General features: G+C 39.7%; 23 protein-coding genes and 1 pseudogene. 9 read left to right on the top strand and 15 right to left on the bottom strand.

The features are described from left to right. Positions 1 to 11: 11 nt before the first annotated feature. The 4 genes from V6C71_10585 (at position 12) to gpmI (ending at position 5,783) form a co-directional block, all read left to right on the top strand. Positions 12 to 3,047 (top strand): peptidase domain-containing ABC transporter, encoded by a 3,036-nt coding sequence (locus V6C71_10585; protein HEY9768925.1) that lies wholly within the window; start codon positions 12 to 14, stop codon positions 3,045 to 3,047. Positions 3,048 to 3,240: 193 nt separating this feature from the next. Then, positions 3,241 to 3,384 (top strand): hypothetical protein, encoded by a 144-nt coding sequence (locus tag V6C71_10590; GenBank protein HEY9768926.1) that lies wholly within the window; start codon positions 3,241 to 3,243, stop codon positions 3,382 to 3,384. Between the two features lie 216 nt (positions 3,385 to 3,600). Further along, positions 3,601 to 4,077 (top strand): DUF393 domain-containing protein, encoded by a 477-nt coding sequence (locus tag V6C71_10595; GenBank protein HEY9768927.1) that lies wholly within the window; start codon positions 3,601 to 3,603, stop codon positions 4,075 to 4,077. Positions 4,078 to 4,184: 107 nt separating this feature from the next. Further along, positions 4,185 to 5,783 (top strand): 2,3-bisphosphoglycerate-independent phosphoglycerate mutase, encoded by a 1,599-nt coding sequence (gene gpmI / locus V6C71_10600; GenBank protein ID HEY9768928.1) that lies wholly within the window; start codon positions 4,185 to 4,187, stop codon positions 5,781 to 5,783. A gap of 201 nt (positions 5,784 to 5,984) precedes the next feature. On the opposite strand, the gene V6C71_10605 is transcribed toward gpmI, so the two are convergent. From V6C71_10605 to V6C71_10655, 11 genes are all read right to left on the bottom strand, one after another. Continuing rightward, the gene (locus V6C71_10605; protein ID HEY9768929.1) at positions 5,985 to 6,125 is read right to left on the bottom strand and encodes a hypothetical protein; all 141 of its coding nucleotides are present in this window, start codon (positions 6,123 to 6,125) and stop codon (positions 5,985 to 5,987) included. Between the two features lie 339 nt (positions 6,126 to 6,464). Next, the gene (locus tag V6C71_10610) at positions 6,465 to 6,791 is read right to left on the bottom strand and encodes a DMT family protein (GenBank protein HEY9768930.1); all 327 of its coding nucleotides are present in this window, start codon (positions 6,789 to 6,791) and stop codon (positions 6,465 to 6,467) included. Between the two features lie 235 nt (positions 6,792 to 7,026). Then, positions 7,027 to 7,533: an aspartyl/asparaginyl beta-hydroxylase domain-containing protein gene (locus tag V6C71_10615; protein HEY9768931.1), complete on the bottom strand. Its 507-nt coding sequence runs from the start codon at positions 7,531 to 7,533 to the stop codon at positions 7,027 to 7,029. 22 nt (positions 7,534 to 7,555) lie between these two features. After that, complete coding sequence (locus V6C71_10620; protein ID HEY9768932.1) at positions 7,556 to 9,340, bottom strand: NHLP bacteriocin export ABC transporter permease/ATPase subunit; 1,785 nt, start codon at positions 9,338 to 9,340, stop codon at positions 7,556 to 7,558. Between the two features lie 28 nt (positions 9,341 to 9,368). Beyond that, a complete protein-coding gene (locus V6C71_10625) occupies positions 9,369 to 11,177 on the bottom strand; it encodes a hypothetical protein (GenBank protein HEY9768933.1) in 1,809 nt (602 codons plus the stop codon). 2 nt (positions 11,178 to 11,179) lie between these two features. After that, positions 11,180 to 11,542, bottom strand: coding sequence for an ATP-binding cassette domain-containing protein (locus V6C71_10630; protein HEY9768934.1), 363 nt, complete (start codon positions 11,540 to 11,542; stop codon positions 11,180 to 11,182). Next, complete coding sequence (locus V6C71_10635) at positions 11,518 to 13,419, bottom strand: NHLP family bacteriocin export ABC transporter peptidase/permease/ATPase subunit (GenBank protein HEY9768935.1); 1,902 nt, start codon at positions 13,417 to 13,419, stop codon at positions 11,518 to 11,520. The genes V6C71_10630 and V6C71_10635 overlap by 25 nt, the downstream gene beginning before the upstream one ends. Next, positions 13,406 to 13,942 (bottom strand): NHLP bacteriocin system secretion protein, encoded by a 537-nt coding sequence (locus tag V6C71_10640; GenBank protein HEY9768936.1) that lies wholly within the window; start codon positions 13,940 to 13,942, stop codon positions 13,406 to 13,408. Before V6C71_10640 ends, V6C71_10635 begins: the two co-directional genes overlap by 14 nt. A 3-nt stretch (positions 13,943 to 13,945) precedes the next feature. Next, positions 13,946 to 15,043, bottom strand: coding sequence for a biotin/lipoyl-binding protein (locus V6C71_10645; GenBank protein HEY9768937.1), 1,098 nt, complete (start codon positions 15,041 to 15,043; stop codon positions 13,946 to 13,948). Then, positions 15,006 to 15,581: a histidine kinase dimerization/phospho-acceptor domain-containing protein gene (locus V6C71_10650; protein HEY9768938.1), complete on the bottom strand. Its 576-nt coding sequence runs from the start codon at positions 15,579 to 15,581 to the stop codon at positions 15,006 to 15,008. The genes V6C71_10645 and V6C71_10650 overlap by 38 nt, the downstream gene beginning before the upstream one ends. 731 nt (positions 15,582 to 16,312) lie before the next feature. Beyond that, positions 16,313 to 16,537: a hypothetical protein gene (locus V6C71_10655; protein ID HEY9768939.1), complete on the bottom strand. Its 225-nt coding sequence runs from the start codon at positions 16,535 to 16,537 to the stop codon at positions 16,313 to 16,315. Between the two features lie 36 nt (positions 16,538 to 16,573). Here V6C71_10655 and V6C71_10660 point away from each other — a divergent pair, with 36 nt between their 5' ends. The 5 genes from V6C71_10660 to V6C71_10680 all read left to right on the top strand — a co-directional run bounded on the left by V6C71_10660 (position 16,574) and on the right by V6C71_10680 (position 19,974). Then, complete coding sequence (locus V6C71_10660) at positions 16,574 to 17,623, top strand: NB-ARC domain-containing protein (protein HEY9768940.1); 1,050 nt, start codon at positions 16,574 to 16,576, stop codon at positions 17,621 to 17,623. A 6-nt stretch (positions 17,624 to 17,629) separates the two neighbouring features. Next, entirely contained in the window at positions 17,630 to 17,977 is a 348-nt protein-coding gene (locus V6C71_10665) for a hypothetical protein (GenBank protein ID HEY9768941.1), read from the top strand. 91 nt (positions 17,978 to 18,068) lie between these two features. Further along, on the top strand, positions 18,069 to 18,305 hold the full coding sequence (locus V6C71_10670; GenBank protein ID HEY9768942.1) for a 4-Cys prefix domain-containing protein: 237 nt from the start codon (positions 18,069 to 18,071) through the stop codon (positions 18,303 to 18,305). A gap of 9 nt (positions 18,306 to 18,314) precedes the next feature. Further along, a complete protein-coding gene (locus V6C71_10675) occupies positions 18,315 to 19,091 on the top strand; it encodes a serine/threonine-protein kinase (GenBank protein HEY9768943.1) in 777 nt (258 codons plus the stop codon). 466 nt (positions 19,092 to 19,557) lie between these two features. Further along, on the top strand, positions 19,558 to 19,974 hold the full coding sequence (locus V6C71_10680; protein HEY9768944.1) for a response regulator: 417 nt from the start codon (positions 19,558 to 19,560) through the stop codon (positions 19,972 to 19,974). A gap of 494 nt (positions 19,975 to 20,468) precedes the next feature. Here the strand turns inward: V6C71_10680 and V6C71_10685 are convergent. The 4 genes and pseudogenes from V6C71_10685 to V6C71_10700 form a co-directional block, all read right to left on the bottom strand. Continuing rightward, positions 20,469 to 20,903: pseudogene (locus tag V6C71_10685) on the bottom strand (SDR family NAD(P)-dependent oxidoreductase). 52 nt (positions 20,904 to 20,955) lie between these two features. Beyond that, entirely contained in the window at positions 20,956 to 21,564 is a 609-nt protein-coding gene (locus tag V6C71_10690) for a GNAT family N-acetyltransferase (protein ID HEY9768945.1), read from the bottom strand. Between the two features lie 68 nt (positions 21,565 to 21,632). Next, positions 21,633 to 22,085, bottom strand: coding sequence for a cupin domain-containing protein (locus tag V6C71_10695; GenBank protein ID HEY9768946.1), 453 nt, complete (start codon positions 22,083 to 22,085; stop codon positions 21,633 to 21,635). Between the two features lie 15 nt (positions 22,086 to 22,100). Then, positions 22,101 to 22,514 carry a RidA family protein gene (locus V6C71_10700; protein ID HEY9768947.1) on the bottom strand — a complete coding sequence of 138 codons (414 nt, stop codon included), beginning with the start codon at positions 22,512 to 22,514 and terminating at the stop codon, positions 22,101 to 22,103. Between the last annotated feature and the right edge of the window lie 302 nt (positions 22,515 to 22,816).

The raw sequence follows: 22,816 nt of genomic DNA on the forward strand, positions 1-22,816 counted from the left end.
ATACTTGACTTATGACCAATACCAATACTACCAAAATTGTCGAGCAGTTTCTTTCTCTAGTTCCACAATTTAATCAACTGCCTCCTGAAGCGATCGCTGAAATTGCCCCTCATCTTAAACCCCTGCGCTTCGGAGTTGGTAAAGTGATGATCATGCGGGAAAAAATGCAGGGACAGGTAGCAATTATTTCTGAGGGAGAAGTAAGGCTATTAGGTTATGATCCCCGCACCAAAATGCCCACTACTCTAGATAAGCTCAAACCAGGACAAATTATTGGCTGGGTGAATTTGGCTCGTGGCTTGCCTTGTGAGACTGCTATGGCAAGTACTGAGGTAGTTTGTTTGGCTTTGGATAATGAATATTTTTTGCAATTAGTTGCTCGCTATCCCCAGCTAGCCGAGGAATATAAGCTCAAACCAGCTAAGGTAGAAATTTTTGATTTACTCGGTATTCAGCTAGAACAACAAGCGCAAGGAGATTGGGAACTTGCAGAGCTAGCCAATAAAATCGCCGAAGTTGCCAAGGTATATTATCTCTGTGCTGGAGAACACGAGCTAAACAGCGAAGCCACCAGACCATTACAAGATCCTAATCTAGTTTGGTTAGTTAGCGGTGGTGCGATCAATGAATTTACTGTAGGCGATCGCCTGAAGCTAACCAGAGATCTTCAAACTATTACTGTGGCTGGCAATCAACCTGCCCGTCTTATTTCTATCCCTAAAGCTCATTGGTTTGATGGAGAGCTAGAAAAAACTAAATTTGATGTCTTTGATGAATTTCTACAAGAAGATGTCGATATCATCCCTCGTTTAGATTTGGGCGAAGGAGACTTTGATGATGATGAAGGGTTAGGAGAAGGCTATACTTTCCACGCAGAAGAAGAAGTAATTGAGGCAGAAAGAAAAGACTATCCTTTTTTTAAAGGTAAAACTCCTTTGGAAGCTGGAGTAGCTTGTTTTCAAATGTTGAGTAAATACTTTGGAATGCCTTTTCGCAAAGAGGTAATTAAGCGTGTCTTAAAAGAGCAGCTTGAGCGAACCCCCAATTTATCTTTACCTTTGTGTGGCGGAGTCTCAGAATTAATGGGGCTTAGTCCTCAATTGCTTAATATTCCTGCCCAGGCGATTACTCGTTTAGAAGGTCCTTGTTTGATAGTCTGGCAAGGCAGTTTAGCCATAATTTATGAACTAAGTGAAAAAGAGCTGGTAATCGCCGTTCCAGAGATTGGAGTACGCCGTTATAAGCCAGAAGACTTTATCGAAAGTTGGGGTGAAGGCGGAGAAATCTTATTACTAAAAAAAACTAAAGATACTCCCGAGGAAAGATTTGGCTTAAATTGGTTTTATCCAGCGCTAAAAAAATATAAGCGGGTACTGATTGAAGTACTTGTGGCTTCCTTTTTTGTTCAGCTGTTCCAACTGGCTAATCCCCTGATGATTCAGGTAATTATCGATAAGGTGATTAGTCAAAATAGCCCTGATACTTTGTGGTGGCTGGTCGGGTTTCTGGTCACGATCAATATTTTTGAAGCTTTATTGACTACTCTACGTACCTATGTATTTGTCGATACCACGAATCGGATTGATTTAAATCTGGGTTCGGAAATTATCGATCACCTGTTGAGGCTGCCCCTGCGTTATTTTGAACGGCGACCAGTAGGAGAAATTTCTACTCGCGTTAACGAACTGGAAAAGATTCGTCAATTTCTCACGGGAACAGCATTAACGGTAGTTCTTGACTGTGTATTTTCAGTGCTGTATGTCCTGGTAATGCTGGCATACAGTCCCCTTTTAACCATAGTCTCTCTATCAATCATTCCTGTATTTATTGGTTTGACCTTAATTTTCTCGCCCACAATTCGCAAACAATTAAGAACCAAAGCCGAACGCAATGCTGAAACTCAGTCTTATTTAGTTGAGGTATTAACGGGAATCCAAACGGTTAAGGCACAGAATATTGAATTGCGATCGCGCTGGAAATGGCAAGAACGTTACGCCCGCTATATTTCTACTGGATTTAAAACTGTCATTACCTCAACCCTAGCTAAATCTGCCAGTGATTTCCTGAACAAGCTATCTAGTGTAATTATTATCGGTTTGGGTGCTTATTTAGTTTTGGAGGGCAAACTAACTTTAGGTCAATTAATCGCCTTCAGAATTATCGCTGGCTATGTAACTTCTCCTGTAATGCGTTTGGCCACTCTCTGGCAAAACTTCCAAGAAACGGCTTTGTCACTAGAACGTTTAGCTGACATTGTAGATTACCCCGAAGAAGGAGAAGAAGATCGCAATAATATTCCTATGCCCGCAATCAGAGGGCGGGTTAAGTACGACAATCTCTCGTTCCGTTTTAAAACTACTGGTCCTCTACAGCTAAAAAACGTTACCACCGAGTTCGCCCCTGGTACATTTGTTGCCATTGTGGGAGAAAGTGGTGCAGGGAAAAGTACGATGACCAAACTGTTGTCACGACTCTATGAGCCTGAAGGAGGCAGGATTTTGATTGATGGTTACGATATTAATCGTGTAGAACTATATTCTTTACGCCGTCAGATTGGTGTTGTGCCTCAAGATACCCTACTGTTTGAAGGCTCGATCCTAGACAATATCGCTTTAACTAACCCTGATGCCACTACCGAAGAAATTATTGCTGCTGCACAAATTGCTGCCGCTCATGACTTTATTATGACTCTGCCCAATGGTTACAACACCAGAGTAGGGGAAAGAGGTTCATCATTATCTGGGGGACAAAGACAACGAATTGCGATCGCTCGCACTATTTTACAAGCCCCTGCGATGATGGTTTTAGATGAAGCTACTAGTGCCTTAGATTTCTCCACCGAACAAGAAGTATCCCGTAACCTCAAGGAAGCTCTCAAAGGTCGTACCGTGTTCTTTATTACCCACCGTTTAGGCACAATTAAAAATGCTGACACCATTGTCATGATGGACGCAGGTTCAATTGTAGAACGAGGCACTCATGACGAACTGATGGCCTTAAAAGGACGCTATTGTTATCTCTATCAACAGCAAGAATCTTCGGTGTAGATGTTAACAGCTTTTACTCAAAGCGAGTAACTATTCGGCAGTTGCGATCGCTACTGCCATAATTTTATTTGGTTTAATATTTGGTTTAAATTCTGGTGCAGCCTTAGTCGAGCATTTTTGTTGCTTTTCGTTACATTAATTGTTAAGTTAAGTAACAAAGGCAAAGCTGAGGTTCAAAATCGAGTTGAATACAATGGATATTAAATGGAAAAAATTAGTTGTTAAAGTTGGCGTTTGGATAGCTCTAGAGGCATTTTTCGGTTACGTTGGTGTAGATACAATCGCTGACTATAGTGAATTTATATTTGAACGCAACTTTATTATATTAAGCTGTTAAGTAAAGCATTAATTGAAAGCTTGAATATTTAAAAAACTTGCTCCTCTAGTACTAAGAATTTAGCTAGATTACTTATAATCAAAGTTTTTAACCTGACTTGACCAATGATTTATCGGCTACAAGCCAGGTAAACATAAAATTTTCAATTACTAGTCAACCATTTGCTTAAAGAAAAATCAAAGCTTGAAGCTGATAAATTAACCAAATTAACAAACAATGACTTCTGTTTCAGTCAAATCTCACCACAATTCATCAGCCAAACCTGTTTGGAAAATTAAGCTGTTGTACGATGGAGAATGTCCTCTTTGTGTACGAGAAGTCAATTTCTTAACTAAGAAAGATGCGGGAAGAGGACTGGTTAAATTTGTAGATATTGCCAGTGATGACTACGATCCCCAGGACAATGCGGGAATTGATTTCGCCACTGCCATGGGCAGAATTCATGCAATCTTACCAAATGGCAAAGTAATTAAAAACGTTGAAGTTTTTAGACAAGTCTACGAACATCTTGGTATGGGTTGGGTCTATGCTATAACCAAAGTACCGATTATAGGAACGATCGCCGATTGGCTTTATGGAGTTTGGGCAGACTGGAGATTAAAACTCACAGGAAGACCAAATATAGATATAATTATTTCCGAAAGGCAGAAAAAACTTAATGCTTCCAATTCAAAAAGATGTAGGGTAAATTAATGATTAGTAAACTGGCATTAATCATTAGTTTTATCTTAATACAGTCGAACTAAAGCGCTTAGCAATACTATTATCAATGTGCCAGAGATTATTATAGGGTAACAATTATGGTTCAAGCACCTGTATCTCCAGTGGTCCTAACTATCTTAGATGGATGGGGTTATCGTGAGTCAACAGACGCAAATGCTATTGCTAATGCTAAAACGCCAGTATTTAGTAGCTTGCAGGCTGTATATCCCAATACATTAATTAATACATCTGGCAAGGATGTAGGATTGCCAGATGGTCAGATGGGAAATTCGGAAGTAGGACACCTTAACTTAGGTGCAGGAAGGGTTGTTCCCCAGGAGCTAGTTAGGATTTCAGATGCAGTTGAAGATGGCTCTCTGCTAGAAAATGAAGTGTTAATTAATGCTTGCACCAAAGCCAACGCTTCGGGAGGCAAGCTGCATCTCATCGGTCTTTGTTCCGAAGGCGGGGTTCATTCTCATCTCAAGCACCTGATTGGTCTATTAAACCTAGCAAAATCTAACAATGTTGAAGATGTCTGTATTCACGCTATTACTGACGGCAGAGATACTTACACTACAGAAGGCATTAAGGCATTAAATAAGATTCAAGACTCTGTTGAAAAAATTGGTGTAGGTCGTATTGTAACAATTAGTGGTCGTTATTATGCGATGGATCGCGATCGCCGTTGGGATCGGATCAAGCTAGCCTACGATATTATGACCCAAGATCGCCACATAAATCGCCGCTCTGCTGCTGAAGTATTAGAAAGCTCCTATGCCCAAGATATCACCGACGAATTTATTATTCCCACTAGAATAGCAGCTGGGGCGGTAGAATCAGGTGACTCAGTAATTTTCTATAATTTTCGACCAGACAGGTCAAGACAGCTCACCTATGCCTTTGTTAACGATAAATTTGATGGGTTTGCCAGAGAAAAAATAGATGCGCTGCATTTTGTCACCTTTACTCAATACGATTTCAATGTCGTCGTAGAAGTAGCTTTTAAACCGCAAAATTTGACTAATATTTTGGGTGAAGTAATTGCCAATCAAGGCTTACGCCAATTTCGCACCTCAGAGACAGAAAAATACCCTCATGTTACCTATTTTTTCAACGGCGGTTTAGAGCTACCTTTTGAGGGAGAAGATCGAGAATTAATTCAAAGCCCGATGGTAGCCACTTACGATCACGCGCCAAAAATGTCTGCTGAGGCAGTAACAGATACAGTTTGTCAGGCCCTAAAGCAACGCATTTATTCTTTGATTGTAGTTAATTATGCCAATCCTGACATGGTCGGACATACGGGCAACTTGGAAGCAGCAATAGAAGCGATTGAAACTGTTGATAATTGTTTGGCTAGGGTCATAGAAACAGTCAATAAAGTCGGTGGAACACTTTTGATTACCGCCGATCATGGCAACGCTGAGTATATGCGCGATGCAGAAGGCAATCCTTGGACAGCTCATACCACTAACCCCGTACCTTTTATTTTAGTAGAAGGAGAGGAGCGGAAAATTATCGGACATGGCACAAATGTACCTTTAAGAACAAATGGTTGTTTGGCGGATGTTGCGCCAACTATCTTGGAAATATTGCGGATTCCCCAACCAGAAGAAATGACTGGAACCTCACTAATTGAATCAGCAGTATACGAAACAAAACCAAACCGTACCCCGATTAGAATATCAAGATAGTAAAAGCTATCGGCTGTGAGAAGTCCCACGCCATAACGTCATATCCCGATCGCATTTAACATTTATCTATCACGGATACACTTGGTTATCATTTATAGGTTTGGTAGTAGGCTTTAGGCTTGATTCCCCTCTCCCAAACCTCTTTATCCCTTAAGGAAGAGGCTTAAAACCAAAATGTTCAATGATTTGGTAAGTCAGAAGTTAATCATCTTCACCGCCTTCACCGCCTTCACCGCCTTCACCGCCTTCATTTGTAGTAGGAGTGGGTTGTTCAGTCTCTGCACCATCTTCACCTCCTTCGCCTGTGCCACCAATTTCGCAGCCTGCAAGAGAAGATATCATACCTAGAGAAAGAAATAAGGCGATTGCCTTAGAAGTTGTTTTTTGAGAATTATTCATGATGATTTATTGGCTTAATTCAATTTTTACGGAAATTTATTAATGGTTTTGACTAGGATTAATTAATGTTGTTTCCCAACTTGACCCTATGTTATCAAAGCATCAAATACATAATATTATAATTAGCCTCAAAATTATAAGCTTTTTGGAGGTTAGCTCAAGTGGGAGAAGCTTGATCTTTTAAAGAGTCTCATGCTCTAAGTTCCCTAAATTTAATTTTGACAATTAAGATTTTCATAAATTCAGTAAAAATGGCTAATTGCTGGTTAGGCTTTAGTCTCGCTAAAAATAAGATATGCAGTCCCTGCAAATAACATAGTAGCCAAAAAAATAGTTACGAGTCACGGGGACTTTCATATAACTGACGCTAAATCCAGCGAACACCACCATAGTAATAATTTCTTGTAAAACTTTTAACTGTGGCAAATTAAAGTATTGGTTGCCCAAACGATTAGCAGGAACTTGGAAACAATATTCAAATAAAGCGATCGACCAGCTAACAGCAATAGCTACCCAAACAGAAGCGGTTTTAAAATCTTTTAAATGACCATACCAAGCAAAACACATAAAGACATTGGAAATAATTAACAGCACAATGGGTTTTAGCATGGTTAAGATGATGGCAAAATAGTTAAGTTAGTATAATATTGAGCAACCTCAATGACCAGTGTTGTCGATTACAAACTAACTTGAGAAGTAAAAGAGTTTAGATAATAAGTTGTTTTTTAAAAGACGCGATGAGTTTAACAGCGATCGCATATTATGCAAGCTCAAGTTCATCTAAATTTAATTTTAGTTTTGTCAAATTCCAGGTAAAGAACAATTCGCTTAGTATCAGACATATTCAAGGCAAAATGCTCGTATGAGCCATCAAAAATAATTGACTTGCCATTACACTGTTCTTCAAACTTTTGTCTACCCAAAGATGATTTTTGCCTGGGACAACATCTATTCCTAGATGATAAGTTAGCAAATTACCTCCCAACTCCTCATGTTTGTGAGGAGCAATAAAAGAAAATTTTTCCATCCGAGAAAAAGCACAGACTTTGAACCCAGATAATCTAGTCAGTAAAGCGGCTATGCTAGGGAACTTTTCTTGCGCTTCGGATGGCAACAAACCTTGATAAGACAGACCATAAGTCAGCCAATTATGATTAGGTTTTTTAGAGTTAACCTGCCAAGATGGCATCCAAGCATTGTCATGCAAAAATGTTTTGAGATATGCTTCGTGGGGCTGATTGCGGTGTATATTTGCAATATGACGATCTAGCTGATAATATTCATCGCGAATTGCTTGCCAATTGCGCTCGAATTCTCGAGTAAAATCAAACAAGGCGGGGTTATAAAACATAATCTTGGTAATGATAAATAATTTAGTTTTCTACTAGTTGTCTGCGGATCAAATCGGCAAACAATCCTTTACGATTGGATAACTCTTCAAAGTTGCCCTGTTGGACAACACCTCCTGACAAAACGTATATGCGATCGGCATTTTGAATAGTACTCAGCCGATGAGCAATGACAACTCTAGTCACCTTTAGTCTGTCTAAATTTTCACTGACTATGGCTTGAGTGCGATTATCTAAGGCACTGGTAGCCTCATCAAAGAGCAAAATATTTGGCTTCAAGATTAAAGCTTTGGCAATAATTAGCCTTTGTCGCTGGCCTCCAGAAAGATTGCTTCCTCCCTCGCTAATTACGGTATGCATACCCATGGGCATCGACGAAATATCCTCGGCGAATCCCGACATTTTTGCTGCCGACCAAGCTTCATCTAGGGTGATTTGCGCCCCTCCAGAAAGATTGTCAAAAATAGAGCCTGACATAATCTTGCCATTTTGTAGTACTACTCCTAGCTGACGACGAACGGCATTGATATTGAGCCCAGATAGATCTTGTCCATCAAAATAAACTTTTCCGTCGTCGGGAGACTCGAATCCTAGAATTAACCGCAAAAGCGTCGATTTTCCGCTCCCAGAGCTACCAACTAAGGCAATAAACTCTCCAGGTTCTGCTTTGATAGTTACATCATTTAAAATTAATGCTCCATCTGCTTGATAGCGAAACGAGATGCGGTCTAAGGTAATTCTGCCCATGAGTTTTCCTGGATCTGCCTTCGTCAGATCTACTTCTGATACCGCTTGAGTAATTGGTCTAGCTCGTTTCCACTGAGGTAAAACTTGGAGAGCATCGGTAACGGTATTGCTAACATCAGTTGCTCCTTTAAGAAAGGTACTAAAGGCAGTGTTAAAAGCCAAGAAAGATCCTACAGTTAATGTTGAGGCTGCACTAGCTTCGGGGTCGGTAAGCATTTTAATTGTGAACCAATACAAAATTCCTGAAGTGATTGTCGGCATTACGGTATTAAACAGTGCCACCGCGTCTTCTATGTATTGAGTGCTAAGTTCTAGCTTAATTTGCTGACGATAGCTTTTACTCCAGGAGGCAAAAGCACGTTCTTCCGCACCCGCTACGTGGAGTTTGGCAATGCCATTAATTAGTTGAACTACGTGTCCAAAAATATTACCTTCAATTTCTAGTAAGGGATGAACCTTTCGGACTAAGATCGAACCAGAAATTGTTGTGACAACAACTATTAATAAAGCTACAGCCAGAGCTACCAAAGCTAATTTGATGCTGTAATAAAATAGCAATGCTAAGTTGAGCAGGGCAAAACAACCAGTAATCAAATTGATTAAAGTATTTCCCCCCAATTGACGGCGAATAGAGGTTACAGAGTTAACCCTAGACTGCAAATCTCCCGTAGTGTATTGACGAAAAAAAGAGATGGGTAAATTAAGTAAGCGATCCCATACTGCTGCTTGAGTAGAAGAATCAGAAGCAGTTTCTACCCTGAGGAGAGAAAGTCCTTGAGTTAGACGAAACAGAGCTGTAGCGATCGCGGCGATAATTAATCCTAAACCAATTTGCCATAGTAAACCGCGATCGCTATCGGGAATGGCATTATCAATCAAAATACTCGTAGTAAACGGGGTAAGCATACCCAATAGTGTGGTGGCAATGCCCATTGCCACAATTAGCAGCAAATCTTTTTGACGACCAAATAGGGCAAAGCGACTAATATCCAAAACCTGGAGTACTTTATCTGGTAAAGAACGATAAAACATATAGGCCCCAGAGGAAATAGCTGCTGCCAAGCGATCGTCGACAGCTATTTTAGTTTTGTCAACAGGATCGAATAGCAGTAGGCAATAATGCTACTGGTAGACGGTCTGATTTTGTATATGCCACCAGAGGACCACAATCTTGTTGCCACCACTCATCCTCCAACAGCACTTGGCGCATGCGTAACCGAGAAGCTCTGGCGATCGCCTCTAATGGCTCTTTAATACGAGCTAAATCCTCAGATTTGGCAGGAGGACAAATTGTTACCCCCAAAGCCTTTCCTACTGCTCCGGCTGCTACTAATAAAGGTGCGCCTTCCAAATACAAGTAATCTTGTTGAGGCATTAAGGGAGCTGCCAATTCGCCAAAAGCTTCTGAAGTTGCCTGCAAATTTAGCAGCTTTTGCGCCTTTAACCGCTCTAGTTCTTCGGCTTTTTCTTGCTTTTCTTGAATGTGAAAACAATAGAGATAATGTTGGTGTAGCTGGGAAACTCCTAAAATAAGGTCGTCGAAATTAGAAATTGTACCGCTAGATTTAAGCTCTAGTTGAACCGCCCCATCCGCTTCTAGCCAGGTATTATTATTCAACGGCACAATTGCAGTGGCAGAAGTTAAGAGTATTTCGGAAAATCCTCGCCAGCGTAAGTAACCTGACTGTAGTTTGAGCCAAACCAAATCTGTATCAGTTTGAAAAGTTTGACCATCCGTTAAAGAAAACCGTCCTGATATATTGGCTTTAACTTGAATTTTGGGACTATTAACTTGAGTGAGAGCCTTGTCTAACTTTTTGAGCCAAATTTCAATCCAACCAAGTACCTGAGATTCATAACGAGGGAATAATTCTTGAAGATTCCCTCCGCTTATTTTGCGTAACTTTGTTTTGCCAATCGGTACGGCTAATAGTTGACAACTAGTGCTACTACTGTTGCTGTTATAAGTAACACTACCAAACATTGCCTGTTGGAGATCGCAACTACATAGATAGCGACGAGTACCTTCAATAACACCCTGGTTTACTGTAACCGCAAAAATAGCAATAGAACCCGATTGAACCACCCAAAGACTTTGAGGATCGTTAAGTAAAATTGGTTCGCTAGCTTTAACCTGATATATTTGTCCTGGTAAGTCCAACCGCTCTAGTTCTTCAGCTTTGTCTTGCCTTTGTTGAAGGTGAAAACAATAGAGGTAATATTGGTGTAGCTGGGAAACTCCTAGAATAAGGTCGTCTAAATTAGAAATTGTACTGCTAGATTTAAGCTCTAGTTGAGCTGCCCCATCTGCTTCTAGCCAGGTATTATTATTCAACGGCACAATTGCAGTGGCAGAAGTTAAGAGTATTTCGGGAAATCCTCGCCAACGTAAGTAACCTGACTGTAGTTTAAGCCAAACTAAAGAGCCTGCATTAGTCTGAAAAGTTTGGCCATCCATCAAAGAAAATCGCCCTAATATATTGGCTTTAACTTGAATTTTTGGACTGCTAACTTGAGTGAGAGCCTTGTCTAACTTTTTGAGCCAGATTTCAATCCAATCAAGTACTTGAGATTTAGAATGAGAGAATAATTCCTGAAAATCTGCTCCGTTTATTTTGCGTAACTCTGTTTTACCAATCGGTATGGCTAGTAATTGATAACTAATGCCACCACTGTTGCCACTATGAGCAACACTACCAAACATTGCCTCTTGAGAATCGCAACTATATAGATAGCGACGAGTACCCTTGACAACACCCTGGTCAACTTTAACCGCAAAAATAGCAATAGAACCCGATTGAACCACCCAAAAACTTTGAGGATCGTTAAGTAAGATTGGTGTATTAGCTTTAACCTGATATATTTGTCCTGGTAAGTCTGTCTGATTAACAATATTCATAATTAACCTTCACTTTTAATAAGTCGGGAATATACTCCTTCTTGTTGCCATAGTTCCTCATGAGTGCCTTGCTGAACTATTTTGCCCCGATCTAAAACTAGAATTAAGTCGCAGTCGCGAATGGTACTCAAGCGATGAGCCACAATCACACAGGTACATCCACGACGACGCAGACGGCGATCGACAATCTTTTCTGTTTCAGAATCTAAGGCACTGGTGGCTTCATCCATAATCAAAATTGTGGGATTATTAACCAAAGCGCGAGCAATTTCCAATCTCTGCCTCTGTCCACCACTTAAATTGGCAGCACCTTCAGATAAATTAGCGTTATATCCTCCAGCTAGTTTGTTGACAACGTCTTCAATAACTGCATCTCGAAAGCTTGTCTAATATTTTTTTGGGGAATAGTAGAATCCCACAGGGTTAAATTATCGGCGACTGTGCCACCAAACAAAACAATATCTTGCTCTACCATTGCTAGGGAATTAGTCAAAATCTGGTGGGGAATTTGTGATTTTGCTCGACCGTCAAACAACATTTCTCCCGACCAAGGTTCATAAAGCCCGCTCAATAGCTTGGCAACGGTAGATTTACCAGAACCACTGCCACCGACTAGAGCGATTCTTTGTCCTGGTTTAATTGATAAATTAAAGTTTTCGATCAAAGCTGGTTCGAGACGGCTGTAGCCAAAGCTAATATTTCGCAGCTCAATATAACCTTGTAGCTTAGGTAAATCTGTCTGAGCAGGGTTTTCTATGATGGTTCTGCTATTTTCTACATGGGAATCGGTTGGATTATCGAGAACGTCATCTAGACGAATTAAATTTCCTTCTAATTCTTGAAGTTTTCCGCCTAGATTGACCAAATTGGTGACGGGAGTTTGGAAGTTTTGCATCATGCCCTGAAAGGCAATTAGCATTCCAATACTGATATATCCATCCATAACTCGCAGACCACCTACAAGTAGTAGAAAAGCTGAAGCCAAAGCTGACAGCAATACGGGTAATACCGCTAAGGTTTGATTGGTAATTCCTATTTCTTGCTGGGAATTGATTGCTTTGGTGTAGTAGCCCGACCACCGACCAAAGAAATCCGACTCCAAACCAGATGCCTTTAAAGTTTCGATACTTTGCAGGGCTGCGATCGATGCTCCAGCAGCTTTACCGTATTCCTGGAGTAATTTTTGATTAGCATCTTTGCGTTGGCGCGAGATCCACTGTAGAGTAAAGATATTTACTACAGCAAAACTCACGACTATTACCGTAAGTACTAAGTCATACTGACTCATAATTATGGCATAGAACACTATCATCACTGCATCGATCGCCGTAGTTGCTAATTCTCCTGAGATTACATCGGCAACATCATTGTTTAAACTAGTCCGATTGCTGATTTCTCCTGCAAATCTTTGAGCATAGAAACCAACGGGCAAACGTAAAATATGCCATAAAAATCGGCTCGACATACTTACCGACAGCTTAATTTTTAGGCGACGCAGATATCTTAACTGCAAAAGTGTCAAAGCACCTTGAAGTATGACAGAGACAGTCATTGCCACCAATAGTGGATTGAGCCAAAGATACCTTTCTTCGATTAAAATCTCATCAACAAATATTTGACTAAATACAGGAACAACTAATTCGGCAAAGGTAAGAAAAAATCCAGCTAACAAACAGTAAGCTAAAGCTCCACGATCGCTTTTAAGTCGCGACCACAATCCTAAAGCTAGGTTTAATTTGCGACCACCTCGGCGAAATTCTGCACCAGGCTGCATTATCATAGCTACACCAGTATAGCTCTCATCGAATTCTTTTAAACAGACGCTACGAGGACCAGAAGCAGGATCGTTAAGATAAACTTTGTTTTGATAAAAGCCTTCAACTACTAAAAAGTGATTGAAGTTCCAAAATACAATATAAGGAGGATTTATATTTTGCAGTTGTGTTAGTTCTTTTTTAAAACCTTTTGCATCTAAGCCATAATTTCGCGCTGCTTTAAGAATATTAGAGGCTTTACTACCATCACGAGATACGCCACATTCTGCACGCAGTTCGGTTAACGGCACAATACGTCCATAGTGACTAAGCATAATACCTAGAGCAGCAGCACCACACTCAACTGCTTCTATTTGTAATAAGGTTGGGGTTCTGACTCGCCGATTGAAATACTGAAGAAAATTTTGCCAATATTGCTCAAGATTATGTGGCAAGATGAAGTTGCGAATAAAATTAGTAGATACCACTGATAGACCTCAAGATTGGTAGGATAAAAGTAACCGGAGCTCTGTCTTCTACTTTGACTCCAACTGTAGTGGTCGTTCCCGAAGAAACTTTCAAATTAGGTCCAGAAGATGAAGACCATTTATAGCCACTAAAAGTATCAGAATCTTCGTAGGGAGTGGCAAATACCTGCATTACACCCTGTTCTTTATCAGATACAAGACCTTCCACAACTTCTGAGTTGCCAATTACTTTAGCAGCAGCTTCTTTACTGATGGGAAAAGCTGAAACTTTAGTAATATCACCCATAATGCCACCAAAACGTTCTCTCTTAACAGTTTGGGGCGTGATCTGAATCGTCATGTCTGACTGAATTTTTTTACCATCTTCCACAGAAAAATAGGTAATGCCGACTAGTTTTCCCGATAAATTTTTAATGTCTATGTTGGCAATACGAGTTCCTGCTTCGATAACTTGTCCTGGACTTACTGTTGTTTCTAAAACACGTCCCGTATATTGACTAATAATTTGACTTTCATTTTGCAGTTGTTATTGTAATTGAGCAATCTCTCTTTCAACCACTTGAATCTCTTGCTGGCGGTTGGTTGAGCTTTCAGAATCTTGTTGGGTAGACTGAGCTTTTTGGCTATCGAGTTCCTGTAACTGTGCTTTAATATCTTTCATATCGTTCAAGCTGGAAAGATATTCTTTTAAAGCATCCGCTTCTTGAACTTCAAGCTGTTTTAATTGAGATTTGGTTTCATTTTCGCTAGCAATGTTGTCTAAATATTGCTGTCTTGCTTCTAACAGCACATCATCGGAGATCGCTCCCTGTTTAAATAAATTCTCGCGAATTTCCAGTCTCTTTTTAAATATGGGCAGCAATTGCTGGAGATTTTTTAGCTTTTCTTCTTGACTAACGCGATCGCTTTGAATTGATTCGAGTCCTTTGGCTTTTAAAACTGGAGCTAAAGATTGAGTAAGATCTAATCTTTCTTGTAAAGTTTGACGTTGCTCCTCAATTGCTTCGGTGTCTTGATTTTGACGTTGATTTTGGATTAATTCAGCATGGTCATTTTGCGATCGCAACTGCTCTAATTTGTCTTGGGCTAACTGGAGCTTTTTACGCAGATCGACTTGGTCAACCGTTGCCAAAATATCTCTGTGAACTAGATCTCCTTCCTCAATTTCCAAAGATGTTAGCTGTCCAGAACCTTGAGTCTGCAAAGGCACAACTTTGCTAGGATAAATTAACACCCCTTGACCATCTACCGTAACAGGAATACGTCCTACCACACTCCAAATTGCAGTAGCTACAACTACAGAACCTAAAGTAACTAAAGGTATCCAGCTTTTTGGGTTTACCACCCGCATTAATTGATCCAATCTTTCAGGAGAAGCTAAACGTTCTAATGACTCTTCTCGAAAGAGCTTGTTTTGGGCTTTGGGCTGAGATAAACTTAGCTTAGTAAAATCTTTATCTGTGGATTTGACGATGGCTGTCTCTGTATATTTGACGATGGCTGTCTCTGCTTTTGACTTTGCTAACATCAAACGTTCAAATAATTCAAGACTAATTTGAGGATAGCCTCTTTGCAGAGAACGAATCTCATGGATTAGTTCTTTTTGGGGAGTGCTTTTCGGCAAATAGCTTGTAGCTCGTAATCGAAACTTCGTCAATCAAAAGAGCGATCGTTTTGATTCCTCTTTGAATTCGATTGAGATATTCTTGCTTTTTATTTTTATCCCAGCGAGCGCAATGCCGTTGCAGCAGGTTGCTAGAAAAAGAAATTATATTTAGTGGGGTACGCAATTCGTGGGAAACCATCGAAGCAAACTCCATGTTACTGTATGCCTGCTTTTTTTCTCGTTCAAGAACTTGTCGATCTCGCTCCTGAGTTTGCTTGTACCGGGTAATATCAGTTGCTGTTACTAAAGTAGCTGGCTGTTGATTGAATTCAGTTGTTTGAATCGAACAATTTAACCAGCATCGATCGCCTTTTTTGGTTAGGAGACTAATTTCGCGCTCAGAAACCGTATTAGAGGCATGTTCAGCCAAATTTGCTTGCTCTTGTAGAAGTCGCAGTTGTGGCAGTAAATCGGTGTTCTTCAGGTCAGGGGTCGAGCCGAGGATCGCTCCTCGACACTCCCATTCAAAACCGTGCTTGCGACTTTCACCGCACACGGCTCCTCCTGGCTTTTCGGTACTTTGTATTTTTGTTCCTTTTTATCTCACGCTAGACCGCCTTGGAGTGGTCAGTTTTAATTCATTCTGTACGCATCTGCGTTTTAAGCATATAAAGAACTACTTATTTCCCTAATAAGACTCAGGGCTGTACGTCAGCATATCTCGGACATTACATCCATCCCTGTCGGGCATTATCTGTTAATTCAGATTAAGCATTAGCTTTTTACAGCATCCTACTCCCATATTTCATACGCTTCACATCTGGTTTATCAAGATATAGTCTTGATAGAAATATGGGGTTATCCCGTTCCCTAAATTCATTTCGCGTTGTTCTTAGTCCCTAATCTCTACTCCGAGAGGTGTATTGATGAGAAAAAAATTAACCATTGGAATTAATTTTCTTTTTGTTTCTTTGGATTATTAAGAAACACATACCTCTATTTGCCTTTTGGCTATAGTGTATAAGCCATTCCACTATTTCAAAGTGACGAAGCTTACGATTAGTTAGTCCTTGTTGAACATAAACAACTTTCCTTGCAGAGTTACCAATTTCGGCTATTAGCTATCCGCTTTTATCCTAGCTTTGCACCACTATGATGTTACCTAGCAGCACATAGGATATGGATTCAAACGTCTCATTCGTCGGTAGGAATTTAACCTACATGAATTTAGAGTTATTATATTTTCTAGGTTCTAGTAAATATACTCAGCGTTCCTACAAATTGTAGTTAGACTGAAACGGGTCGCACTAATCCTACTTTGTTATATCCTGTCACAGTTTTAACCAGAGCATTGGCATAGCAAAGATAATTTTTACTGTCGAAGATTAAGATCATGACGTTGGCTGTTTCAACAAGTGCTTGCCAGTCAAAGAATTTGATTGGCGATGTTTTAAGGCGATCGCTATAACGAGCGTAATTTTTAGTGACAGGTTCTCTGGCTTTAAAAGCCAAGGATTGCCTGTCAACGCCTTCAGCGGTCAGACAACTATGATGATTGCTGATGTATCTAACATTAGTGCTGTCATACTGCATTGTCAGATAAGCGAAGACAACCAAAGTAAAAACGACCCAATAGTTTGTGATTGGAATCAAGCACCAGAAAATAGCTTTTTTTATGGTAGAACTTCAGAACTAAAAATTTTACGTAAGTGGTCGATCGAAGAACGCTGTCGCTTAATTGCAGTTGTGGGTATGGGGGGGATTGGCAAAACAGCTTTATCTCTGCGCTGCGCTAAAAACCTCCAGCATGAATTTGAGTTTGTAATTTGGCGACAATTAACCAATCCTGGTGGGCTGAGAAAAATATTAATCGAGCTAATTCAGATGACAGGCGCTCGCCAAGATAATTTAGCAGATGAGTTTAATAGTCAAATTGATGCTTTGCTGAGAAACTTAAGACAGCATCGATGTTTGATAGTCCTCGATACTTCTCCAGCAATGTTCCCCAGTGGAAATTCCGCTAAAAATTATCAGCAAGAATATCAAGATTATGAACAGCTTCTAAAACGATTGGGACAAGAACAGCATCAAAGCTGTTTAATGTTAATTGCCAGAGAAAAACCCAGAGAAATAGCTTTAATAGAAGGAGAGACTTTACCAACACGCACCCTGCATCTTAAAGGTTTAGGTTCGGAGGCGAAAGATATTTTTAGAGCCAAAAGCTTGTTGGATGTAGAAAAGTGGTCAGATTTAGTTGAGGTTTATCGTGGCAATCCTCTAGCCTTAAAAATCGTCGCTAATACAATCAAAGGATTATTTGGAGGTAAAGTTGCGACTTTTCTCAAGCAAAAGACGATTATTTTTGGGGAACTAAACGACCTTTTAGACGAACAGTTTGAATCGATATCGACTTTAGAAGAACAGATTCTTTACTGGTTAGTTATTAATCGCCAGCCAATTTCCCTATCCAAGTTGCGATCGCAAATGGTAATCCCCGTGGCAACCGCTAAATTGATCGAAGCCTTAGAATCTTTACTGCGAAACTCTTTTATTGAAAGAAATATCGTCGCCGATGAAGTAAAGTTTTCCTTAGAATAGCCTGTAGTGATTCAATACGTAATCAATTGTATTAGCGAGCGTTTGTGTCAGGAAATTTTGACTGTGGGTAAAAATCAAAAAGTAGAACAGCTTTTTGTCTTGAGAACCTTGAATCTCAGACCAGATTTAGACAACCCAATCGAACAACCAGAATATTTCTTGGTTCAACTCATACTAGATCGTCTGGGTGAAATCCTTCAAGATGAAAATTTGATCGAACAACAATTGACTAAAATTTTATCTTTGTTACCAGAAAATAGTTTTTTAGCGGTAGGATACGCCAAAAACAATTTAGAAATTTTGCTTGCTGACTTAAAAGTTTATTTTGAGCCAAAAATTAAAATTTCTCGCTAAAATTATGCTAAATTGAGCTAAAAATTAACCTTGTTGACTCTGATAAAAAGCTGTAGGCTTGTTATTGCTAGCTATTAGCTAACAGCTAAATATGATTTATTGTATTATTCCTACCTGCTTAGATCGTTGCAATCCTGACGAACGAGAATTTTGTCACAATTGTGGCACAGATTTAATTATTAATGAACGCTATTGCTTGGTCAAGCCTCTAGGAAAATTTGAGCGATGTCAGCATACCGAAGTTTTTGAAGTTAATAATTTAGGTAAAACTAAGGTTCTTAAAGTTTTAACCAGCCAACGTCACCGTTTGATCGATTTATTTCAGTAAAAAGCTGGGATACTTAGAAACTTAGCACACTTAGATGTTCCGCAGGTTGATACTTGCTTTACTTTTTCATTACCAACCAGTAACAAAAAATCACATTGTCTGGTAATGGAAAAAGTTCCAGGAGACAATTTAGAACAATGGCTGGATCAAAATGGGGTTTTGTCCGAAGCTATGGCAATTGACTGGTTATCACAACTTAGTCAATTTTTAACGCAACTACATCAGGAACAAATATTACACCGAAATATTAAGCCATCTAACATCATACTTCGTCCTGACGGGAAACTGATATTAATTGACTTTGGTACGGCAAGGCGGATTACTTCTACCTATATAGAAAAATTGCCTGCCGCAGATGTTACCAGAGTTTATACTTCTGGATATACCGCACCAGAGCAATTGAAGGGTCAAGCTGTTTGTAAATCCGATTTTTTTGCTTTGGGGTGTACTTTGGTACATCTATTGACGGGTATACATCCCGATAATTTAGCTAAGAATGAAAGCGGTCACCTGATGTGGCGAAATCGAGTACCTCATATTTCTCAAGAACTAGCAAATTTGATTGACCGACTAATCGCACCACTGGTTAGTGAAAGATTGCAAACACCTCAACTATTTTTAAACCACCTACTCGAGCGTGAACTAGCAACTAAAGACCGACAAGCACCATTTAACAAAACCAGAACAGTTAAGCGGAAAATGAGCCGTGTTTGGCACGATTTGTGGAAATTTGTTGCAGTTTTTAGCGCTATAGCTGTTACTATTATCGTATTGCACCTGATTTAATCAAATCGCTGCAAGACCGTATCATTCTGATTGGTGTCAGCGATCCTAGTGCAGTAGATAGCTAGAAGACTCCTTATTTTCAGCTGTCATCATCAGAAGTAAAACAGATCCCAGGTATCTTTGTTCAAGCTTAGGCAATCTCTCAAATCGTCAGCGCAGTTCAGGTGATTACGCTCTTGCTGAAAGCCTCTCTATGTAATCGTTATAGAAGGGGTTTTGGCGATCGCAATAAGCGGCTCAATTGAAAATTAGTCTATTCAGTACAGCAATCAGTAACGAAATTTAATGGTTTCAGAAGTCTAATTTTCAGCTTTGTTTAATTGGTACAGTCAAGAGCGTAACTTTCTACACGAATGATACTCAAACTCTTATATCTGAAGATATATATCCTTTTTGCGATGATTTAAAGCATGGCTAGTGGTTAAGCTGAGCTTATTATAATTTTTCAATGACTTAGATTTATAGTATGTCTGAATCAATTTTGGTGGTAGAGGACAATAGCGATATTTTATTATTATTTAAGCTGGTATTAGAGTCGGCGGGATATCAAGTCACTACCCTGGAAGATGGGAGAGAGGCATTAACTCAATTAGAAACAATTAGACCGCGGCTAATCGTCATGGATATTATGATGCCAGAAATTAGTGGCTTACAAGTTTCTCGCCAGATTAAAGAAAAGCCCGACTATCAATCCTTACCAATTTTGCTAGTTTCTGCGCTTGATCGTCTCCAAGAAGATCAGTTTTTTCACAGTAAAGCAGACGCTATTATGTACAAACCCTTCGATTTAGAGCATTTGATTGACAAAGTTAGCGAACTCACTGACGCTGGCGACAGACAACATCATTGCTTCGAGCAGGAAGAGGCATTAACTAAGTCATAAAATTTCTGTTGCTTGAGCCGCATTGGCGATCACTATATTTTGTAATAACAATTGTTAGTTTATCCTCCGCTTAAAAGACGGGGGCTTGCCCTAAAGGACTCTATCACGGACGAGACACGTAGTTAATCTATTATGGATATCGCCTCGCATATAACTTCGTCTCGCGCTGTCCCGTGTATTACTGTCAGTAAGGCCAGGAGAGACTATATTAACGGTAATTTGGAGATCGCCTACTTCTTTGGCTAGTACCCGTGAAATGTGTTCATAGTTCTAGTTAATGGTTGGTTTAATGTGAGGATAGCGCGAGTTTTGAATATTATCTAGTTTGCCTTTGACCGATACCATGGCATATTCATCTTGCTGGGGAACTGACTCTAGAGATTTGGCAGTTTGTTTTTGATTGTCAATCGAGCTTTATGAGCTTTTTTCGCTACTTCCAAAGCAGTGTTTGCCAGGTTGCGATCGCTAGTTTTTTGTATTCATTGAAGCGATCGCTATACTATCGCAGCGCGGAGTGTACCACTAAAAGGTGTACCTAAATCTGGTTCTTGGGAATCACAGGCAGAAATATTAACAATCGCCCCGCCTCCTGCTTGCTGCATTGGTTTTGTAACTAATCTAGCAATGCGAACCACACTCAGAAATAGCATTTCAAAGTTTTCTTGCCACATTTCATCATTAATTTCCAGTAAATCTGGTCGAGGTGGATCGCCAAAACTATTGATGACTGCATCAAGACGATTAAATTTATTTATTGTCGTTGACACTAATCTTTTTAAATCTTGGTAGTTAGTAATCGATCCTTGAATAGCAATACCGCCCAACTCTGAAGCCAAATCTAAAATACTTTCACTTCTTGCCATCAAAGAAACTGTATAGCCTTGCGCTGCTAATTCTCTGGCGCATCCTGCACCAATACCACGACTCGCAGCAGTAACGCACCGCTACTTTTTTTGTATTTATTGAAAATTTTCTTTATAACTAAGCTTTTTCTCGAAACATAAACCAATGTTTGAGGCGATCAAAATTTTTGGTTGACGAAACTTGATAGCCAAGATTTTGGTAGTAAGCTACATTAGTTTCTGTCTGTGTATCGAGAGCAACACCACCAGATTTTGAATGTTTATCCGACAAAATATGTATATGTTCTAAAAGTTGGCTACCAATACCCATCCCCTGACTGCGTGGATGTACTCCCAGCACATTTACATAAAAATGAGGTTGTGGGGGTTTGTTGGCATTTTTAAGATTGTTGTAAATATTCATACGTTCTAATGCTTCATCTGGGAGCGATCGCGCAAATCTTTCGTCTAAGTCAGAAATAGCAGTTTCATCTTTGTTTTTGTTTGCCTCTGGTGGAATAGCTAAGATAATTCCTTGCAATTCGTTTTGAACCAAAGCACCCAAAAGTATGGAATCATCAATCATCGCGCGATCGCAAAGATACTGTCCGATCACCTCTATCGATCGCTGGTAAGCATTACCAAAAAAGAAGTCCATTAATGGATAGCCATTGAAAGCAGCAGAAATTACCTGAATAAAATCTTCTGTATGCTTGGCTTCTAGAGGAATAATTTCAATTAAACTCATAGATTTAAACGCAGCAAATACTTTCTTTAGTGTGACAAAACAGTTGATGAGTTCGATCAATAATGTAGTTAAGTAACTGGATATTGATCGAATTTTTGCATCAATTCCAGTAATTCTTCTTGACTGGGTTGTCGTCCATTTTTAGTTAGTGCTGCTAACCCTTCAAAGTATTTTTCTCGTTCCTCAGCAGGACAAAACATGATTAAAAGTTTTGCTCGCGTTTGTCCTGGATTAGAAAAACCATGAGGGGTATTTTCGGGGACAAGCATAAAACTTCCTGGTGTAGCAAGGACTTTGCGATCGTCCAAATTCAGTTCGACTTCACCTTCTACTACATAAAACATTTCCGTCAATTGCTTGTGGATATGAGGACTTGCACCTTTGCTTCCTGGTTCCATAACAAACTCAAATAAGCCAAAATTACCATGAGTATCTTTGCCAGTCGCTTTAAAAGTGCAGGTACTTGTACCAATTTGAACTGATTGCCCTTCTCCTGGTTGCAAAATAAGTGGTAACGACATATAAATCTCCTAGTTTCAAGAATTGGGAATGGCTGCAACCGCATCAACTTCAAACAACATACCATCCAGTGCTAGTCTCGATACTGGAATTAGCGTCTGTGTTGGCGTTTGTTCTCCCCAGATCGCCTTAACTTCAGCACCCAACTGTTGCAGCTTAGACTCGTTATGTTCAACAACTAGTGTAGTCAGCTTAACAACTTGTTTTGGATGCACGCCAATAGCATCTAAAGCGATGCGAAGATTAGTAAATGCTTGCTTGAGTTGAACGGCAAAATCAGCCGCGAGATTTCCGTTTTTATCCTCGCCACCTTGTCCTGCAATATAAATCATTCTTGTCTCTGGTGGCGCGATCGCTATATGACTGTAGCCATTTGGAGTTGGATCGTATAACCCCTTTGGATTAATAAATTCAGGTAAATGCTCTGACATAATTTTAATTCTTTACTTCAAAGCGTATAATCATCTTCGTATCGATGCTGAATACACTGATTATATTAACCCGTTTACGGGAAAAGACTTTGAAGGTAATAAGTTAATCTATTGTCCAAAGTTTATCTATAATTTAGCAGCATAGTATCGTACTGAGTTTAGTTTATGAAGAATATCTCACCTCTGCATTTGTCTCAGGTACAACAGGAAGCACCCTATTATGGCGATCACCGTACTTTTGGCATTTAGGTAAAATCAGAATTTTAATCCTAAAAACCGTTTGGCTGATTATGAGATCGATT

This window comes from Coleofasciculaceae cyanobacterium, assembly GCA_036703275.1.
GTDB lineage: Bacteria > Cyanobacteriota > Cyanobacteriia > Cyanobacteriales > Xenococcaceae > Waterburya.